The following is an 18,494-nucleotide window of genomic DNA, read 5'->3' on the forward strand; positions in this document are numbered from 1 at the left end:
CAACTCCGCCGACGAGAGGTCGGCAACATTTGGACGTGGTCCAATCCTGGGTCCGGTACGACTCAGCGCGTGGGCAGCTCGAACCACACCACCTTGCCGGTCGACAGCCGGGTCGCCCCCCACCGTCTGGCCAGCCGGTTCACCAGGAACAGCCCGCGCCCGCCCTCGTCGGTGTCCCGCGCCCGCCGCTGCCTGGGCAGCTGCGGAGAGTCGTCGCCGACCTCGCAGCGCAACACGTCCGTGCGCAGCAGCCGCAGCGTCACCGGCCGCTCCGCGTACCGCACGGCATTGGTGACCACCTCGCTGACCAGCAGCTCCACCGAGTCGGAGAGCTCCTCCTCCAGACCCCATCGGGCCAGTGCCCTGCGGGCCAGGCGCCGGGCCCGGCCGGGAGCCTGCTCCTCCGGCTCCAGGAACCAGTACGCGACATCGCTCGGCGCGATCCCGTGGAAACGGGCGGCGAGCAGCGCGATGTCGTCGTCCCGGTCGCCCGGGCCGAGCATGTCGAGCACGTCGTCGCAGAGCGCCTCCAGCGGCGGCGAGTGGTCGGGACCGGTGAGCTGTGCGGTCGCGGCGAGCCGCTCCCTCAGCTGCTCGATCCCGGTCCAGACGTCCCGCAGCCGCGACTCGACCAGGCCGTCGGTGTAGAGGAGCAGCGTCGCCCCGGCGGGCGCGTCCAGCTCCACGGCCTCGAAGTCCACCCCGCCGACTCCGATGGGTGCGCCCGGCGGCACGCGCAGCACCTCGGCGCGTCCGCCGAGGTGGAGGAGTATCGGCGGCGGATGGCCCGCGTTCGCGATGGTGATGCGGTGCGAGACCGGGTCGTACACGGCGTACATGCAGGTCGCCATGCGGTCGGTGCCGAGACGCTGGGCCTGCTCGTCGAGGTGGTGCAGCACCTCCTGCGGCGGCAGGTCCAGACCGGCCAGGGTCTGGGCCGTCGTCCGCAGCTGGCCCATGATCGCGGCCGAGGTCATCGAGTGGCCCATGACATCGCCGACGACCAGCGCGACCCGGCTGCCGGGCAGCGGGATCGCGTCGTACCAGTCGCCGCCGACCCGGGCGGTCTCGGCCGCCGGGAGATAGCGGGACGCGAGCCGCACACCGGTCGGCTGCGGCAGGCTATCGGGGAGCATCGTGCGCTGCAGCTCGTCCGCGATGTACGCCTCGCGGCCGTACAGCACGGCCTTGTCGATGCCCAGCGCGGTGTGGGTCGCCAGCTGGGCCGCCACCAGCAGGTCGTTCGGCTCGAACGCCGGACGGTCGGGACGGCGCAGGAAGATCGCGGCGCCGATGACGCGTCGCCGGCCGCGCAGCGGGGCGAGGATCGCCCGGTGCCCGGTCGGTACGCTCTTGCCGTCGCCGAGCAGCTCCGGCAGCGCCGCCCGGGCCGCGGCCGAGTCGCCGAAGACCGGCCGCACACCGCGGAGCACCTCGGCGAGCGCGCCGCCGGCCTGCACCTCGCACAGCTCCGCCGCGGGCAGGTCGGTCTGCGGGCTGAGCACCGGCATCTGGGTGGCGGTGAGGAGCGCGCCGTCGGTGTCCTCGTCGGTCAAACGCAGCCGGTCGGTACGGCGCAGCCGCAACACGAACGGCGCGACCGGCCGCTCGTCGCCGACCGGCAGCGGGTCACGCAGATAGACGAGGATCGCGTCCGAGAACGTCGGCACCGTGGCCCGGCACAGCCCGAGCACGATCTCGTCGAGGTCTATGCCGCGCGCGATCCGTCTGGTCGCGGCCCCCACGAACCGCAGCCGGTCGCCCTCGCGCCGCGCGACCCCCGTGGGGTCCTGGGGCGCACCCGCCGGGGCCGCCGTCGCCGCCGTCGTCGACCCGGCTCCCGGCGGCGACGCCGGGACGGGAGGTACGGGCGGAACGGACGAGGGTGGGGCGGGCTGCGCGACAGGCGCGGGCGGCTGGGCGGGCACGCCGCCGCCGGCCGGCCTGGGGGCATGAGCCGCCTCCTGCCGGGGCCGGGTGCGTTCCTGAGGCCGGGCAGCGAAAGGCTGCCGGCCTTCGTGGGAGGTGGGATGCTCCGTCACGCGTGGGGTTCCGTCCGTCCGGGCCGGTAATGCGAGGCCAGGGCCTGTCTTCCGGATCTTGCCGGGCTCGCAGGTTCTGGCACGCACATCTGCTGCGTTGTCGTCGGTCGCCGACGCTCCGCGTCGACTTCCTCCTCCGCCTTGCAGCTGCACGCACCAGAGCCCGCTCGCTGATCCGGCCTGATCCGGAAGACAGGCCCTGGGTCCTGTCTTCCGGATCGTGCCAGGCTCGCCTCGGGTGCCGCTGTGCGCGTCCGGGAGCGGTGACGATCGCGGCTGCGCCGCGGGTCCCCGGACCTGCGGGCGGAGGATCCGCCCGTGGTCCGGGACGGCAGCGCCCCTGGACGGTCGATGTGTCCCATACCCAATCCGGGCGTGGCGTCGACAGGTTGAGGGAGATCCGGGCGCACATCAAGCACGGTTTTCGTCCCCCTCGTGATGACTTGCGGTCAGTTCCGGTGCGGTGCCGATTCGTTGAAGCGACTCAGCCTTGCGGAGGACGATCCTACGTTTGAACCCCGGGGGCGCATCAAGGGTCTCACGACGTCGTCATGCGGAGGTGCGTGCCGGGGTGCCCGGCCGGGGCCGGTTCCAGTCCTCCGGCAGCTCGGGGACCGGCCACCGCGGATCGGGCCGCCAGTCCTCCCAGCCGTCCGAGAACGGCCGCCCCCAGGCCCGGATCACCTCGACCGCCGACTGCCCGGCCGCCCGCACCAGCCCGGCCTGCCGGGCGCCCATCAGCCCGGCCTGCTGCGCCTGCGCGAACTCGTCCTCGTCCAGCCAGCGCCAGCTGCGGTCGGGGTGCACCGCGATGTCGAGGAAGTGGTCCTCCGAGTCCACCCCGCCGGACCAGCGGGCACGGGGCTCCTCGAGGTTCACGTACCAGTTCTTGAACCGCCAGCCGCGTTCCCAGAACAGCCACACCGACCACGGCTCACCGGGCCGGGCCAGCTTCAGCACGCCCGTGCCGAACCACCGCGACCGGACCGTCGTCCGCGGCGTGGTGTAGCGCGTGGCGAGCGGCTCCTGCTGCACGGGCGTGCCGTCGGCCAGCACCGGTTTCACGCACTCGGTCCCCGGCGCCATCCACACGGCCAGCAGCTCGCCCGTGTCCTCGACGACGGTCACGGGCCGGCAGATGTGGACGTCACCGGAGGCGTTGCCGCGATAGCGCCAGAGGATGTGCTCCCCTGGCGCCCAGTGCCGAAAGCCCGCCGATCCTGTCATGCGCAGATCTTAGGGGCGGTGGCACCCCTCCGCTGCGGTGCAGGTCACGGCGGGGCGTCCGGGGCCCCGCCTCCGGGGAAGCCGCTCAGGGGTGGGTCATCCGCAGCACGTCCAGCGCCTCGTCGAGCTGCTCCAGCGTGAGATCGCCCCGCTCCACGTACCCGGACTCCAGGACCACCTCGCGGATCGTCTTCCGCTCGGCGAGCGACTTCTTGGCCACCTTGGCGGCCTCCTCGTAGCCGATGTACTTGTTCAGCGGGGTCACGACGGAGGGCGAGGACTCGGCATACTCACGCGCCCGTTCGACGTTGGCGGTCACACCGTCCACCGTGCGGTCCGCCAGCAGCCGGGCCGCATTGGCCAGCAGCCGGACGGACTCCAGCAGATTCTTGGCCATGACCGGCAGCATGACGTTGAGTTCGAAGTTGCCGGCGGCGCCCGCGACGGCGACCGTCGTGTCGTTGCCGGTCACCTGCGCGGCGACCATCAGGACGGCCTCCGGGATCACCGGATTGACCTTGCCGGGCATGATCGACGAGCCGGGCTGCAGATCGGGGAGACTGATCTCGGCGAGGCCTGTCCGCGGGCCGCTCGCCATCCAGCGCAGATCGTTGGCGATCTTGGTGAGCGAGACCGCGATCGTACGGAGCTGGCCCGACGTCTCCACCAGCCCGTCCCGCGCCCCCTGCGCCTCGAAGTGGTCGCGCGCCTCGGTGAGCGGCAGTCCGGTCGCGTGGGCGACCTCGGCGATGACGGCGGCGGAGAAGCCGGGCGGGGTGTTGATGCCCGTGCCCACGGCGGTGCCGCCGAGGGGGAGTTCGGCGAGGCGGGGGAGGGAGGCCCGGAGGCGCTCGACCCCGTAGCGCGTCTGCGCGGCATAGCCGCCGAACTCCTGGCCGAGGGTGACGGGCGTCGCGTCCATCAGATGCGTACGCCCGGACTTGACGACATCCGCGAACTCGGCGGCCTTGCGCTCCAGCGAGGCGGCGAGATGTTCCAGAGCCGGTACCAGGTCCTTGGTCACGGCCGCGGTCGCGGCGATGTGGATGGACGAGGGGAAGACGTCGTTGGACGACTGCGAGGCGTTGACGTGGTCGTTGGGGTGGACGGGCCGGCCGAGGCGCTCGGTGGCCAGGGTCGCCAGGACCTCGTTCGTGTTCATGTTGGACGACGTCCCGGAGCCGGTCTGGAAGACGTCGACCGGGAAGTGCTCGTCCCAGCGGCCGTCGGCCACCTCGGCCGCCGCGTCCTGGATCGCGGCGGCGATGTCCTTGTCCAGCACCCCCAGCTCCGCGTTGACCTTGGCGGCGGCCGATTTGATCCGGGCGAGGGCCTCGATATGGGCGCGTTCCAGCCGCGCGCCCGAGATCGGGAAGTTCTCCACGGCCCGCTGGGTCTGAGCGCGCCATTTGGCGTGTTTCGGCACCCTCACCTCACCCATGGAGTCGTGTTCGATCCGGTGCTCCCGGGAATCCCGGTCGTCCCCGGAGTCCCGGTGACCGGCTGTGGTGTCGCTTGTTTCGGACATCTCCAAACCTCCTGAAAAGGTGAGCACTTGTCTTGTTCTGTGTATTCCCAAGTGCGCTACCGGCCAGTAAAAACCGTCGGTAACACCCAACCGGGGAGGCGCAATGAGGCGCACTGGACGAAGACTTCGCCGAAGACTCCGCTGTACGGTCGCGGCCACCGCGGCCCTGGCGGCGGCTCTCGGCACCATGGCAGCCACGACCCCCGAGCGCGCGCAGGACACGGCGCGCTCGGCCGCACGTGCGGCGTCGGTACCCCTTCCGCCCGAACTGGAGACGATTCGGGCAAGCCCGTGCTGTACCCCCTCGCCTGGGACGACGCGTACGGGCCGCTGAAGAACGAGTCGACCGGCACCTGCCTCGACGTCAACGCGGCGGTGACACGGAACGGGACCGGAGTGCTCGGCCGGGACTGCCACGGCGGGCGGAACCAGGGCTGGTGGTACGACGCGTCCCGCAGGTCCGTACACACCGAGCTCACCCAGGACCGCTGCCTGGACGTCCCCCGCGCCGACTACCGGGTGGGCGCGGCGCTCATCGTCTGGAACTGCTCGGGCGCGGCGAACCAGCAGTTCGTCCGGGAGGCCGGGACCGTGCGCCCGGCCGCCGCGACAGGGCTGTGCCTGACGCTGGCCGCGGCGAAGGACGCGGTGCGGCTGCAGCCGTGCGACGGCTCGGCGAAGCAGCGCTTCGCGCAGGAGGCGCCGCGCTCGGACGCCGCGCGCACATGAGCCGGGGGTCCCGCCGCTGGGGAGCGGCGGGACCTTCCGCAACGGCGGTTACGCGAGGCCGGGGCCGCGCACCGGGATGGTCGTGAACGTCGGGGCGGGCGCCGGGTCCTGGAAGAAGTCGTTGCCCTTGTCGTCCACGACGATGAACGCCGGGAAGTCCTCGACCTCGATCCGCCAGACCGCCTCCATGCCGAGCTCCTCGTACTCGACGACCTCGACCTTTTTGATGCAGTCCTGCGCCAGCCGGGCCGCGGGGCCGCCGATCGAGCCGAGGTAGAAGCCGCCGTGCGTGTCGCACGCCTCCGTGACCTGCTTGCTGCGGTTGCCCTTGGCCAGCATGACCTTGGAGCCGCCCGCCGCCTGGAACTGCTCGACGTAGCTGTCCATGCGGCCTGCCGTGGTCGGGCCGAAGGAGCCGGACGCGTAGCCCTCGGGGGTCTTGGCCGGCCCGGCGTAGTAGACCGGGTGGTCCTTCAGGTACTGCGGCATCTCCTCGCCCGCGTCGAGGCGCTCCTTGATCTTGGCGTGGGCGATGTCGCGCGCCACGACCAGCGGGCCGGTGAGCGAGAGCCGGGTCTTGACCGGGTACTTGGTCAGCTCGGCGAGGATGTCGTCCATCGGCTGGTTGAGGTCGATCTTGACGACGTCGCCCGCCTCGTCGAGGTGCTCGTCCGTGGTCTCGGGGAGGAAGCGGGCCGGGTCCGTCTCCAGCTGCTCGAGGAAGACGCCCTCGGCCGTGATCTTCGCGACGGCCTGGCGGTCGGCGGAGCAGGAGACGGCGATCGCGACCGGGCAGGACGCGCCGTGCCGCGGGAGACGCACCACGCGCACGTCGTGGCAGAAGTACTTGCCGCCGAACTGCGCGCCGATGCCGATCTTCTGGGTCAGTTCGAAGACCTTCTCCTCGAGCTCCTTGTCGCGGAAGCCGTGGCCGAGGACCGAGCCCTCCTCCGGCAGCTCGTCCAGGTAGTGCGCGGAGGCGTACTTCGCGGTCTTCAGCGCGTACTCGGCCGAGGTGCCGCCGACGACGACGGCCAGGTGGTACGGCGGGCAGGCGGCCGTGCCCAGGGAGCGGATCTTCTCCTCCAGGAACTTCATCATGGAGGACTCGTTCAGGACGGCCTTGGTCTCCTGGTACAGGAACGACTTGTTGGCGGAGCCGCCGCCCTTCGCCATGAAGAGGAACTTGTAGGCGCCGCCGTCGGTCGCGTACAGCTCGATCTGCGCGGGCAGGTTGGAGCCGGTGTTCTTCTCGTCCCACATCGTCAGCGGGGCCATCTGCGAGTAGCGCAGGTTCAGCTTGGTGTACGCGTCGTAGATGCCGCGCGAGAGGGCCTCCTCGTCGCCGCCCTCCGTCAGCACGTTCTGCCCGCGCTTGCCCATGACGATCGCCGTGCCGGTGTCCTGGCACATGGGGAGCACGCCGGCCGCCGCAATGTTCGCGTTCTTGAGCAGGTCGAGGGCGACGAACTTGTCGTTGGACGACGCCTCGGGATCGTCGATGATCTTGCGCAGCTGTGCGAGGTGCGCCGGGCGGAGGTAGTGCTGGATGTCGTGGATCGCCTCTTCGGCGAGCTTGCTCAGCGCCTCCGGCTCGATCTTGAGGAACGTACGGCCGTCGGCCTCGAAGGTGGAGACCCCCTCGGCGGTCACCAGGCGGTAGGGCGTGGCGTCCTCTCCCAGCGGGAGCATATCGGTGTACGCAAACTCTGGCATTACGGCCATTCCTCACTCGGCAGACTGCGGCGCGGCCTCCATTGGCCGCGCGTCCACCAGCGTAAGACGCCCTTCGTCGTCCGGGCTTGTGAGGTAAGGCTCAGTTGCCGGGCCGACGTTGTCCGGACCGGCGCCACCGGCACGCCCGGGTCGCGACCACTAGTCGCGATCTATCGCGTTTCGCTACGCTGGGGTCGTGGACCTCGAGAAGCATGACGCAGCGGCCTCCGGCCGTGGACCTCAGAAGCCGGTCGCTCCCGCCGGGCCCGCGGGCATCGCGGATCCCGCGGGCGCCATCCGCGCCTCCGACGCCGACCGCGACCGGATCGCGGACATCCTCCGTGAGGCCCTGGCCGAGGGCAGGCTCGACGCCGAGGAGCATTCCGACCGGATCGACGCGGTCTACCGCGCGAAGACGGTCGGCGAACTGGAGCCGATCGTCCGGGACTTGCCCTCCGCCACCAGGCCGCCGCGCCCGGCGCCGGCGTCGTACGCGTACGGCCCCGAGGTGCCGGACGGGCCGACGGAGAGCCTGGTCGCGATCTTCTCCAGCTCGACCCGCAAGGGCCGCTGGCGCGTGGGCGCGAGGACGAATGCCTTCGCTCTCTTCGGGAACGTCGAGATCGACCTGACCGAGGCGATGTTCGGCCAGCGGCTCACCGTCATCAACGCGACATCGATCTTCGGCAATGTCGAGGTGCGCGTGCCGGAGAACATCTCGCTGCGCGGGAGCGGCAGCGGGGTCTTCGGCAACTTCGAGGTGGTCACGCTGGAGGCAGCCGACCCGGAGGCCCCCGTCGTCGTGGTCAACGGCTACTCCGTTTTCGGCAATGTGGAGGCCAAGCCGAAGCGCGGCAAGCTCATCACCGATCTCCACGACCTGATGCGGAAGCACCTGCGCAAACATCTGTGACGGCGGCCCCTGCGTGCGCGGCGTCCGCCGGCGGCGGGCAGGGTTCCGCTCATCGGACTCCGTGCCACTCAGTGCATAGGCGCGCGCACAGCGGGTAGGCCTTGCTGCATCGTCTCTCGCTCGCGAAGCCGTCGTCAGGAGTAGACCGTGCTGCAACTGCCGCATCAGCCCCTGCAGGTAGCCGCCGTTCCGACCCAGCGCACGTCTGCTCGGGAAGATCAGGACGGGCCCTGGCACGCGGAGGCGGTGTGCCGCCGCGACGAAGCCGGACTGTTCTTCGCGCCGTCGAAGGAACCGACGGCGGCGCGGCTCTCCCGCGAGGAGGCCGCCAAGCGCGTCTGTGCCCGCTGCCCGGTCATGGTCGAGTGCCGCGAGCACGCGCTGCTCCAGCCCGAGCCGTACGGAGTGTGGGGCGGGCTCACCGCGGCCGAGCGGCGCGTCGTCCTGGCCCGACGCAGGCGGCGCGAGTCGGAGCTGAAGAAGTCGGCGTCGGCGGCCTGACCTCCTGACGTCGCCCGCACACCTGGGCCTACGTACGGGAAGGGGCGCTCCCACCGCACATGGGGGCGCCCCTTTCCGTGTGAGCTTGTCGCGGTTACTTCGCGCGATCGAAGTCGATGGCGCTGTACGCGCGCAGCTTCGACAGGCGGTGGGTGGAGTCGATCTGGCGGATCGTGCCCGACTTGGAGCGCATCACCAGGGACTGCGTCGTCGCGGTCTCGGCGCGATAGCGCACGCCGCGCAGCAGCTCGCCGTCCGTGATGCCGGTCGCGACGAAGAACACGTTGTCGCCGCTGACCAGGTCATGGGTGGACAGCACCCGGTCCAGGTCGTGGCCCGCATCGAGCGCGCGCTGGCGCTCCTCGGCGTCCTTCGGCCAGAGCTTGCCCTGGATCGTGCCGCCCAGGCACTTGATCGCGCACGCGGTGATGATGCCCTCCGGTGTGCCGCCGATGCCCATCAGCATGTCGACGCCGGTGCCCTCGCGCACGGCCATGATCGCGCCCGCGACGTCGCCGTCCGAGATGAACTTGATGCGCGCGCCGGTCTCGCGGATCTCCTTGACGATGCCCTCGTGGCGGGGGCGGTCCAGGATGACGACGGTGACGTCCTCGGGCGAGGAGTTCTTCGCCTTGGCGACCCGGCGGATGTTCACCGAGACCGGGGCGTTGATGTCGACGAAGTCGGCCGCCTCGGGGCCGGTGACCAGCTTGTCCATGTAGAAGACCGCGGACGGGTCGAACATGGTGCCGCGGTCCGCGGCCGCGAGGACCGCGATCGCGTTGGGCATGCCCTTGGCGGTGAGCGTCGTACCGTCGATCGGGTCCACGGCGATGTCGCACTCCGCGCCGGTCCCGTCGCCGATGCGCTCCCCGTTGAAGAGCATCGGGGCCTCGTCCTTCTCGCCCTCGCCGATCACGACGACACCGTTCATCGACACGGTGTGCACGAGGGTCCGCATGGCCTTGACGGCGGCGCCGTCCGCGCCGTTCTTGTCGCCGCGTCCCACCCACCGCCCGGCTGCCATGGCGGCGGCCTCGGTGACCCGGACGAGCTCCAGGGCGAGGTTGCGGTCAGGGGCTTCGGGCGAGACTTCGAGCTGGGACGGCATGTTGTGCTCGGTCATCGGAGCGCACCTTTCTGTACGACGACGGCCGGAAAAAAGAGGGTGCTGCGACTCTATCGGTACGTCGACAAAATGAGCAGAGGGGCCCACGTTTGAGCAAACAACCTTGATGCGACCATAGTGCGGTGGCAGGTATGCGAGGCAAGCAGACGGTACGCGGGATGGTCCAGTCGTTGGCGGTGGTCCTGGCCGCCGCTTTCGTGATCTATCTCTTCGTACCGCACGACGACACGGGCGACCCGGTCGAGAAGAAGGACTACGGCATCGAGCTGGTGACGGCACGCCGGGCGGCACCGTATGCGGTGGCCGCACCCACCGGCCTGCCGGCGGACTGGAAGCCCACGTCCGCCCGGTACAACCGTGAGGACCACAACGCGTGGCATCTCGGCTTCCTCGACCCGGACGGACAGTACGTGGCGGTCGAGCAGTCCACGGCCCCGGCCGGGAAGTACATCGCGAAGGTCACCCAGCGGGCCGCGAAGACGGACAGAACCGAGCAGGTGGCCGGTGCGACCTGGGAGCGCTGGGAGGGCCCGAAGTACGACGCGCTCGTGCGCACGGACGGGGACGGCGCGACGACGGTCGTCACGGGCACGGCGTCCTTCGAGCGGCTCGCGGAGATGGCGGCGGCGCTGGAGTCCAAGCGGTCGTCCTGATGCCCCGGTCCTGACCGGGTACTGACCCAGTCCTGGCATCTGCGTTCCGGTGACTCGGCCCGACACGTCGGCCGGGGGACCGAAACCCCGGGACGAAACGGCGAGGCCGCCGCACCTGTGCGTGGTGCGGCGGCCTCGTGCTGTTCCGTACGCGGCGTAGGCCGTACGTCAGACGGTCTGGAAGACGTCCTCGAACGCGAGACGCGGCGAACGCGGGAACCAGGCGTCCTCGCCCGGCTTGCCGATGTTGATGACCATCAGCGGGGCGTGGTCGTCGTCCAGGAACTCCTTCTGGACGGCCGCGTAGTCCATGCCGTTCATCGGGCCGGCGGCGAGGCCGGCGGCGCGAACGCCGACGATGAAGTAGGCGGCCTGCAGGGCGGCGTTCATCGCGGCGGAGCCCTCACGGACCGGACGCTCGGAGAAGAACACGTCCTTGGCCTGCGGGAAGTGCGGGAACAGGGTCGGGAGCTCCTCGTGGAACTCGCTGTCGGCGGCGAGGATCGCGACCAGCGGGGCGGACGCGGTCTTCGCCTGGTTGCCCTCGGCCATGCAGTTCACCAGGCGCTCGCGGGCCTCGGCGGAGCGGACGAGGACGACACGCAGCGGCGACTGGTTGAAGGCGGTCGGGCCGTACTTCACCAGGTCGTATATCGCCTTCACCTGCTCATCGGTCACCGGCTCGTCGGTGAAGGTGTTGGCGGTGCGGGCCTCACGGAAGAGGAGGTCCTGGGCTGCGGGGTCAAGAACGAGGGACATGCTGCGTGCCTTCCGGATGTGCAAAGGGGTCAAGCCGTGGCATCACCGTACGACCAGGTTGCGTGAAACTTCAACTAAACCTGGGCCCTCGTGAGACAGGTCACTTAACTTTCAACTAAACAGGAACCCTGTCCGGGCCGTCCTAGGCGGCGTGCCTCACGAAGCCGATTCGTCCTCGTCCTCGCCCTGGACCGAGCCGCTCGTGCCCGCCGCCGCGCCGCCCGCGGCCCCGTCCCGATCCGCCAGCGCCGCGTCCAGCCGCGCCCGGGCGCCGTCCAGCCAGCGACGGCACACCTTCGCCAGCTCCTCGCCGCGCTCCCACAGCGCGAGGGACTCCTCCAGCGTCGTGCCGCCCGCCTCCAGCCGGCGCACGACCTCGATCAGCTCGTCGCGCGCCTGCTCGTACCCGATCGGACCGATCGAATGGGCCGCGCTCTCGTCCGTCTTCGCCGTCATGCGATCCACCCTATGTGCGAGGTCCGACAGTGACCGTGAACTCACCTTCCGCGACCCTGGCCCGCAGCTCCTCGTCCGCCTCGACCTCGCCGGGGGCCCGCACCACCGAGCCGTCCGCGCGCTGCAGCACCGCGTACCCCCGCTCCAGCGTCGCGGCGGGCGACAGGGCGACGACCCGCGCGCGGGTGTGGGCCAGCTCGGAGTCCGCGCGGTCCAGCCGATGGCCGAGCACCCGGCGGCTCCGGGCGACGAGCGCTTCCGTCTCGTGCTCGCGCTCCTCGACCATCCGGTGCGGATGCTCCATCGAGCGCCGGCCCAGCGCGTGCGCGAGCCCGCGCTCCTCGCGGTCGAGCAGCCCTCGTACCGTCCGCAATGCCCGGTCCTGCAGGGCCTGCACCCGGTTCAGCTCCTCGCCGACGTCCGGGACGGCCTTCTTCGCCGCGTCGGTCGGGGTCGAGGCGCGCAGATCCGCGACCAGGTCGAGGAGCGGCGAGTCCGGTTCGTGACCGATCGCGGACACCACAGGCGTACGGCAGTCGGCGACGGCGCGCACCAGCTGCTCGTCCGAGAACGGCAGCAGGTCCTCCACGCTGCCGCCGCCACGCGCGACGATGATCACGTCGACGTCCGGCAGCTCGTCCAGCTCTTTCACTGCCTGGACGACCTGGGACACGGCGCGCACGCCCTGCACCGCGACATTGCGCACCTCGAACCGGACGGCGGGCCAGCGCCGCCGCGCGTTCTCCAGCACGTCCCGCTCGGCTGCCGACGCCCGGCCGCACACCAGGCCGATCAGCTGCGGCAGGAACGGCAGCGGCTTCTTGCGGTCGAGGGCGAACAGCCCCTCAGCGGCCAGGGTCCGCTTCAGCTGCTCCAGCCGCGCCAGCAGTTCGCCGATGCCGACCGGCCTTATCTCCACGGCCCGGAGCGAGAGCTGCCCGCGCGGCGCGTACCACTCCGGCTTGGCGTGCACGACGACTCGGGCGCCCTCGGAGACGACATCGGCGACGGCGTCGAACACCTGGCGGTAGCAGGTGACGCTCACCGAGATGTCGTACGACGGATCGCGCAGCGTCAGGAACACCACGCCGGCGCCGGGCCTGCGCGACAGCTGGGTGATCTGGCCCTCCACCCACACCGCACCGAGGCGGTCGATCCATCCCCCGATGAGCCGTGACACCTCGCCGACGGGCAGGGGAGCTTCGGCAGACGTAGTGAGACCCATGCACGCGAGCGTATCGGCACCCTCCGACACGGCCGGCCCCGCGACGCCGCCCCCGTCGCCGCCCCCCCGACGCCGCCCCCGTCGCCGGGCCCCCGTCGCCGGGCCCGCGACGCCGGGCCCCCGTCGCCGGGCCCCCGTCGCCGGGCCCGCGACGTCAGGCTCTCGGCCACGGATCCGCGATGTCAGGCTCTCGGCCAGGTGTCCGCGGCGTCAGGCCCTCGACGACGCGTCGGCGGCATCGGGCGGATCCGCCGAGCGGACAACGCCGCCCGGCCTACGCGACGCCCCCCGCACCCTGCCGCCCCCTCTGGACGACCAGCACCAGCAGCCCTGCCGCCGGCCAGACCGCGCCGACGAGCTGCGCCGTGGGCGACGCCTCCGCGATCACGGCGATCGTCACCACCGCGCCGAGCACCGGGATCAGCACATGCCGCCACCAGCTCGGCGCCCCCTCCATACGGCGCACCGCGTACCACCCCACCACGCTCGCGTGCAGCAGCGTGAAAGCCGTCAGCGCCCCGACGTCGACGACCGAGACCAGTTGCTCCAGGCCGTCGTCCCGCCGCGCGGCCCGGACCGCCGCGCTCATCGTCACGATCGCGGCGACGATCAGCGCCACCCGCGGCACGCCCGCGTCCGTACGCGCGAGAGAGCGCGGCAGAAGACCGATCCGGCCTGCGGGGCGACCCGCACCATCTGCGCGTAGCTGCAGGCGGTGAACGCCATCGCGATCGTCGTGACGACGTACACGAGGGCGACAGCGCCGTGCGACTTCGCGTCGAGGGTGCCGAAGGCGCCGACGGGTGCCATGGGGGCGATGAAGAGCAGCCCGTAGACGACGAGGTCCCGGAAGCCGAGACTCCGGCGCAACCGGGTGTGCGTGTCCGTGTCGGTCCCGGTCCCGGCGCCGGTGTCCGCCATGGGCGCCTCCGTCCTCGTACGCACGGTCTTGATCACGTACGCGCACCGGTCTCAGCCCTGTGGGCGATCGTTGGGCCGTTCGGCACGCCCTTACGATGGGAGGCATGACTGCAACGAACGCCCGCCGCGTCCTGCTCGCCGCTCCCCGTGGCTACTGCGCGGGCGTGGACCGTGCCGTGATCGCCGTGGAGAAGGCCCTCGAGCAGTACGGCGCCCCGATCTACGTGCGCCATGAGATCGTCCACAACAAGTACGTCGTACAGACCCTGGAGAAGAAGGGCGCGATCTTCGTCGAGACCACCGAGGAGGTCCCCGAGGGATCCATCGTGATGTTCTCGGCGCACGGCGTCGCGCCGATCGTGCACGACGAGGCCGCGGAGCGGAAGCTCGCGACCATCGACGCCACCTGCCCCCTGGTGACCAAGGTTCACAAGGAGGCCATCCGGTATGCGAACGAGGACTTCGACATCCTTCTCATCGGCCACGAGGGCCACGAGGAGGTCATCGGCACCACCGGCGAGGCTCCCGACCACATCACGCTGGTCGACGGCCCCGGCGATGTCGACAAGGTCGAGGTCCGCGACCCCTCGAAGGTCGTCTGGCTCTCCCAGACCACGCTGTCGGTCGACGAGACGATGGAGACCGTCGACAAGCTGAAGACCAAGTTCCCGCTGCTGGTCTCCCCGCCGAGCGACGACATCTGCTACGCGACGCAGAACCGCCAGATCGCGGTCAAGCAGATGGGCGCCGATGCCGACCTGGTCATCGTCGTCGGCTCGCAGAACTCCTCGAACTCCAAGCGGCTCGTCGAGGTCGCGCTGGGCGCCGGAGCCCGCGACGCACACCTCGTGGACTACGCGAAGGAGATCGACGAGGCCTGGCTGGAGGGTGTCTCGACCGTCGGCGTCACGTCGGGCGCCTCGGTGCCCGAGGTGCTGGTCGAGGAGGTCCTGGAGTGGCTGGCGCGGCGCGGTTTCGAGGACGTCGAGATCGTCAAGGCGGCCGAGGAGTCGATCACCTTCTCGCTGCCGAAGGAGCTCCGTCGCGATCTGCGCGGCGAGGCGTCGGCGCTCGTCGAGGAGCAGGCGGCGAGCAGCCGTCCGGGGCCGGTCGGGGAGTGACTGCCGGCGGTTCCTCGTAACGTTGGGTCCATGAACGTCTTCGGAGTGGACATCGGCGGGTCGGGGATCAAGGGCGCGCCCGTGGACCTGGAGCGCGGCGACCTGGCAGAGCCCCGCCACAAAGTACTCACACCGCACCCGGCCACGCCCGACGCCGTGGCCGACGGCGTCGCCGAGGTGGTGGAGCACTTCGGCTGGTCGGGACCCGTCGGGATCACCTTTCCCGGCGTCGTCACCGGTTCCGTGATCCGCACGGCCGCGAATGTCGACAAGGGCTGGATCGACATGGACGGCGGCAAGCTCCTGGGCGAGCGGCTCGGCCTCCCGGTGACCGTGCTGAACGACGCGGACGCGGCTGGGGTCGCAGAGATGACCTTCGGAGCCGGCCGCGGCCGCAAGGGCACGGTGATGCTGCTGACCTTCGGTACGGGCATCGGAAGCGCCCTCTTCGTCGACGGCAGGCTTGTGCCGAACACGGAGTTCGGCCACATGGAGCTGCACGGCCACGAGGCGGAGAAGCACGCGTCGACCAAGGTCAAGGACGACGAGGAGCTGAGCTGGGAGCACTGGGCGCACCGCGTCCAGAAGTATCTGCAGTATCTGGAGATGCTCTTCTCGCCCGAGCTCTTCATCATCGGCGGCGGGGTGAGCCGCAAGGCGGACAGGTTCCTGCCGCTGATCGAACACGTGCGCGCGGAGATGGTCCCGGCGCAGCTGCAGAACAACGCGGGGATCGTGGGGGCGGCGATGACGACGGCGGCGCGGTAGGTCCTGCGGGGGTGGGCGCCGTGCTGCCGGCGGCGGCGCCCAGCCTGCGGTGCCGGGCTACCGGCGGACGCCGGGGCGGCGCTGGGCCTGCCCCGTCCGCCCGGCGCCCGCCCGTTCGTCCGCACGCCGGTCCGACCGGCGGCGGATCATGAGAGTCACCTTCCGCACGATCGTGATGAGCCCGGCGATGAGCGTGCCGCCGTACAGCCAGCCCGCGTTCACGGCCAGAGCCGTCACGACCGCCATGATCTGACCGCCGATGCCGCCGATCCCGCCCGAGATGGGGACGACCCCCACGGTGAAGGCGATCGGCACGCTGATCGGCGCGGTGACCAGGTCGGCACCGCGCACCCACAGCGCGGTCAGAGCGCTCAGCGGCAGGAAGAGCACCCCGTACACGATCGCCGAGCCGTCGAACAGCAGCCAGTCGAGCGCGCCGATCAGCAGCATCGTGGCCGAGGCGAAGAGCCCGGCGCCGAGACCGGTCAGCCGGGGGTTCGGTAGCCTGCGCAGCGCGAGGACGACGGGCGGCACCGGACGACCCGGCCGCGAGCCGGGTGGCCCGGGGGGACCGGCCTGACCGGGCCGGCCCGGCTGTCCGGACTGGCCGGGGCTACCGGGCCGGGCCGCGACCCGGTACACCGCGGCGCCCTCGATGAGCGCGTCCTTCCCGGAAAGAGGGGCCTGCGGCCGGGGCCGCTGCGAGGGACCTGTCCTTTGCTCCACGTGACCAACGTAGGTTGCCATGAGTGAGTGTTCCGATACAGGACACACCTTTTGGGTGACCTTGGCCGTGAGTTCGACGCAAATCCGCCCCAGTGGCGGCCTCCGAGGTTCTCGTCGTCGGCCCCGGCGACACGCCCGTAAACTGGGGGATCGGCCCACCCGGGGCCGGGCCCCCGGCCCTCAGCCAGTCCTACTCCAGGAAGTCGCCAACGTGTCGCTCACGATCGGAATCGTCGGTCTGCCGAATGTCGGCAAGTCGACCCTGTTCAACGCCCTGACCAAGAACGACGTGCTGGCGGCCAACTACCCGTTCGCCACCATCGAACCCAACGTCGGCGTGGTCGGCGTCCCCGACGCCCGGCTGGGCACGCTGGCGGAGATCTTCGGCTCCCAGCGGATCCTGCCCGCGACGGTCGACTTCGTCGACATCGCCGGCATCGTCCGCGGCGCGAGCGAGGGCGAGGGCCTCGGCAACAAGTTCCTGGCGAACATCCGTGAGTCCGACGCGATCTGCCAGGTCATCCGGGCGTTCAAGGACGAGAACGTCGTCCACGTCGACGGCAAGGTCTCGCCCAAGGACGACATCGAGACGATCAACACCGAGCTGATCCTCGCGGACCTCCAGACCATCGAGAAGGTCCTGCCGCGCCTGGCCAAGGAAGCCCGCATCAAGAAGGACGTGGCCCCGAAGGTCGCCGCGGTCGAGGCCGCCCAGGCCATCCTGGAGGAGGGCAACACGCTCTTCTCGCAGGGCATCGTCCAGGGTTCGGAGAAGGCCGCGCTCCTGCACGACCTCCACCTGCTCACCACGAAGCCTTTCCTCTACGTCTTCAACGTCGACGAGGAGGAGCTGGTCGACGAGGACTTCAAGAACGAGCAGCGCGCGCTCGTCGCCCCCGCCGAGGCGATCTTCCTCAACGCCAAGCTCGAGGCCGACCTCGCCGAGCTCGACGAGGAGGACGCCATGGAACTGCTCCAGTCCGTCGGCGCGGAGGAGCCGGGCCTCGCGACCCTCGCCCGTGTGGGCTTCGCCACCCTCGGCCTCCAGACCTACCTCACGGCAGGCCCCAAGGAGTCCCGCGCCTGGACGATCAAGAAGGGCGCGACGGCCCCCGAGGCGGCCGGTGTGATCCACACCGACTTCCAGAAGGGCTTCATCAAGGCCGAGGTCATCTCCTTCGCCGAACTGGTCGCCACGGGTTCGGTCGCCGAGGCCCGCTCGGCGGGCAAGGCGCGCATGGAGGGCAAGGACTATGTGATGCAGGACGGCGACGTGGTGGAGTTCCGCTTCAACGTGTAGGCGAGCGCTTACTTGCGCTGGATGATCTGTCGAGCGTGCAAGTCGGAAGGGGCGGACTCTGACGAGTCCGCCCCCGCCGATTCCCGTGCGGGTGACGCCTTCCGGCGGCGGCGCATCGCCGCATCGCTCATCGCACCGCCCTGAAGACGTCCAGGGTCACCAGCTCCCTGCGGGTCACTTCGACGAAGATCTTCTTCAGGGCGGCTTCGATGCGGGCGAGCTTGTCGTCGGGGAGCCGAAGGTCCCGGGCGATGCGTCCGGGGGACACACCGCCGTGCCAGGCGATCACCACGGTGCCCCCGGGCCGTACGACGCGGTGCAGTTCCCGCAGACCGGCCTCCAGGTCGGGCCAGATCGCCACGTTGTTGACCGAGACGACCCGGTCCACGCTGAGATCGGTGAGGCCGGTGCGCTCCGCCGTGCCGAGGCCGAGAGCGACCCGGCCGTCCCGGACGGCGCGGCGGTTCACCTTGGTGGCGACGTCACGCATCGCGGGCGACGGGTCCACGCCGCGGACGAGGGCGGCACCGGTCCGGGCGGTGAGCAGCCGTACCAGCCCACCCGGGCCGTTTCCCACCTCCAGCACCTGGTCGCCCGGCCGCACGTCCAGGACGTCGAGCACGTCGTCCTGCTTGTTGGTCCGCAGCATGAACCGCCCGGCGAGCCGCCCGAGCACTCCGCTCGGGTGCGCGAACGGTGAGGTGACGGGCCGGTCCACGGCCCACGAACGAGGGTTGGTGTCCATGCCGCCAGGCTGGTACTTCAACCCGGCCTGAAGTC

The 18,494-nt window shown here is 70.8% G+C and carries 16 protein-coding genes and 2 pseudogenes; 7 read left to right on the forward strand and 11 right to left on the reverse strand.

What is annotated here, in order from left to right:
* Positions 1–62: 62 nt before the first annotated feature.
* The 3 genes from ABT078_RS11010 to ABT078_RS11020 form a co-directional block, all read right to left on the reverse strand.
* Positions 63–2,042, reverse strand: a complete 1,980-nt coding sequence (locus ABT078_RS11010) for a SpoIIE family protein phosphatase (protein ID WP_351226169.1) — start codon at positions 2,040–2,042, stop codon at positions 63–65.
* Positions 2,043–2,591: 549 nt separating this feature from the next.
* On the reverse strand, positions 2,592–3,269 hold the full coding sequence (gene fomD, locus ABT078_RS11015) for a cytidylyl-2-hydroxypropylphosphonate hydrolase (RefSeq protein ID WP_351226171.1): 678 nt from the start codon (positions 3,267–3,269) through the stop codon (positions 2,592–2,594).
* Positions 3,270–3,354: 85 nt separating this feature from the next.
* Positions 3,355–4,797, reverse strand: a complete 1,443-nt coding sequence (locus ABT078_RS11020) for a class II fumarate hydratase (RefSeq protein ID WP_351226173.1) — start codon at positions 4,795–4,797, stop codon at positions 3,355–3,357.
* 282 nt (positions 4,798–5,079) lie between these two features.
* Here ABT078_RS11020 and ABT078_RS11025 point away from each other — a divergent pair.
* A pseudogene (locus tag ABT078_RS11025) lies at positions 5,080–5,526 on the forward strand (RICIN domain-containing protein); the annotation flags it as partial.
* Positions 5,527–5,574: 48 nt separating this feature from the next.
* Here the strand turns inward: ABT078_RS11025 and ABT078_RS11030 are convergent.
* Positions 5,575–7,242, reverse strand: a complete 1,668-nt coding sequence (locus tag ABT078_RS11030) for a fumarate hydratase (RefSeq protein ID WP_351226175.1) — start codon at positions 7,240–7,242, stop codon at positions 5,575–5,577.
* Between the two features lie 196 nt (positions 7,243–7,438).
* On the opposite strand from ABT078_RS11030, the gene ABT078_RS11035 reads away from it, so the two are divergent.
* Both ABT078_RS11035 and ABT078_RS11040 read left to right on the forward strand, forming a co-directional pair.
* On the forward strand, positions 7,439–8,155 hold the full coding sequence (locus tag ABT078_RS11035; protein ID WP_351226177.1) for a DUF1707 SHOCT-like domain-containing protein: 717 nt from the start codon (positions 7,439–7,441) through the stop codon (positions 8,153–8,155).
* Positions 8,156–8,302: 147 nt separating this feature from the next.
* Positions 8,303–8,656 carry a WhiB family transcriptional regulator gene (locus ABT078_RS11040; RefSeq protein WP_351226179.1) on the forward strand — a complete coding sequence of 118 codons (354 nt, stop codon included), beginning with the start codon at positions 8,303–8,305 and terminating at the stop codon, positions 8,654–8,656.
* A gap of 94 nt (positions 8,657–8,750) precedes the next feature.
* Here ABT078_RS11040 and glpX read toward each other — a convergent pair whose 3' ends face one another.
* Positions 8,751–9,782, reverse strand: a complete 1,032-nt coding sequence (gene glpX, locus ABT078_RS11045) for a class II fructose-bisphosphatase (protein ID WP_351226181.1) — start codon at positions 9,780–9,782, stop codon at positions 8,751–8,753.
* A gap of 134 nt (positions 9,783–9,916) precedes the next feature.
* Here glpX and ABT078_RS11050 point away from each other — a divergent pair, with 134 nt between their 5' ends.
* Entirely contained in the window at positions 9,917–10,438 is a 522-nt protein-coding gene (locus ABT078_RS11050; protein WP_351226419.1) for a DUF4245 domain-containing protein, read from the forward strand.
* A gap of 168 nt (positions 10,439–10,606) precedes the next feature.
* Here ABT078_RS11050 and ABT078_RS11055 read toward each other — a convergent pair whose 3' ends face one another.
* From ABT078_RS11055 to ABT078_RS11070, 4 genes and pseudogenes are all read right to left on the reverse strand, one after another.
* Complete coding sequence (locus ABT078_RS11055) at positions 10,607–11,197, reverse strand: malonic semialdehyde reductase (protein ID WP_351226183.1); 591 nt, start codon at positions 11,195–11,197, stop codon at positions 10,607–10,609.
* Positions 11,198–11,353: 156 nt separating this feature from the next.
* Positions 11,354–11,653: an exodeoxyribonuclease VII small subunit gene (locus tag ABT078_RS11060; protein WP_351226185.1), complete on the reverse strand. Its 300-nt coding sequence runs from the start codon at positions 11,651–11,653 to the stop codon at positions 11,354–11,356.
* A gap of 10 nt (positions 11,654–11,663) precedes the next feature.
* On the reverse strand, positions 11,664–12,878 hold the full coding sequence (xseA, locus tag ABT078_RS11065; protein ID WP_351226187.1) for an exodeoxyribonuclease VII large subunit: 1,215 nt from the start codon (positions 12,876–12,878) through the stop codon (positions 11,664–11,666).
* Between the two features lie 274 nt (positions 12,879–13,152).
* Positions 13,153–13,799 (reverse strand): annotated as a pseudogene (locus tag ABT078_RS11070) (hypothetical protein).
* 95 nt (positions 13,800–13,894) lie between these two features.
* Here ABT078_RS11070 and ABT078_RS11075 point away from each other — a divergent pair.
* Positions 13,895–14,920 carry a 4-hydroxy-3-methylbut-2-enyl diphosphate reductase gene (locus ABT078_RS11075; protein WP_351226189.1) on the forward strand — a complete coding sequence of 342 codons (1,026 nt, stop codon included), beginning with the start codon at positions 13,895–13,897 and terminating at the stop codon, positions 14,918–14,920.
* Positions 14,921–14,950: 30 nt separating this feature from the next.
* A complete protein-coding gene (ppgK, locus tag ABT078_RS11080; RefSeq protein WP_351226191.1) occupies positions 14,951–15,688 on the forward strand; it encodes a polyphosphate--glucose phosphotransferase in 738 nt (245 codons plus the stop codon).
* 57 nt (positions 15,689–15,745) lie between these two features.
* Here ppgK and ABT078_RS11085 read toward each other — a convergent pair whose 3' ends face one another.
* Positions 15,746–16,414 (reverse strand): DUF6542 domain-containing protein, encoded by a 669-nt coding sequence (locus ABT078_RS11085; RefSeq protein ID WP_502981201.1) that lies wholly within the window; start codon positions 16,412–16,414, stop codon positions 15,746–15,748.
* A gap of 211 nt (positions 16,415–16,625) precedes the next feature.
* On the opposite strand from ABT078_RS11085, the gene ychF reads away from it, so the two are divergent.
* Entirely contained in the window at positions 16,626–17,714 is a 1,089-nt protein-coding gene (gene ychF, locus ABT078_RS11090; protein ID WP_351226193.1) for a redox-regulated ATPase YchF, read from the forward strand.
* 127 nt (positions 17,715–17,841) lie between these two features.
* Here the strand turns inward: ychF and ABT078_RS11095 are convergent, their stop codons facing one another.
* Positions 17,842–18,459, reverse strand: coding sequence for a class I SAM-dependent methyltransferase (locus ABT078_RS11095; RefSeq protein WP_351226195.1), 618 nt, complete (start codon positions 18,457–18,459; stop codon positions 17,842–17,844).
* Positions 18,460–18,494: the final 35 nt, after the last annotated feature.

It is taken from the genome of Streptomyces sp. NPDC002133 (assembly GCF_040296405.1).
Classification (GTDB): domain Bacteria; phylum Actinomycetota; class Actinomycetes; order Streptomycetales; family Streptomycetaceae; genus Streptomyces.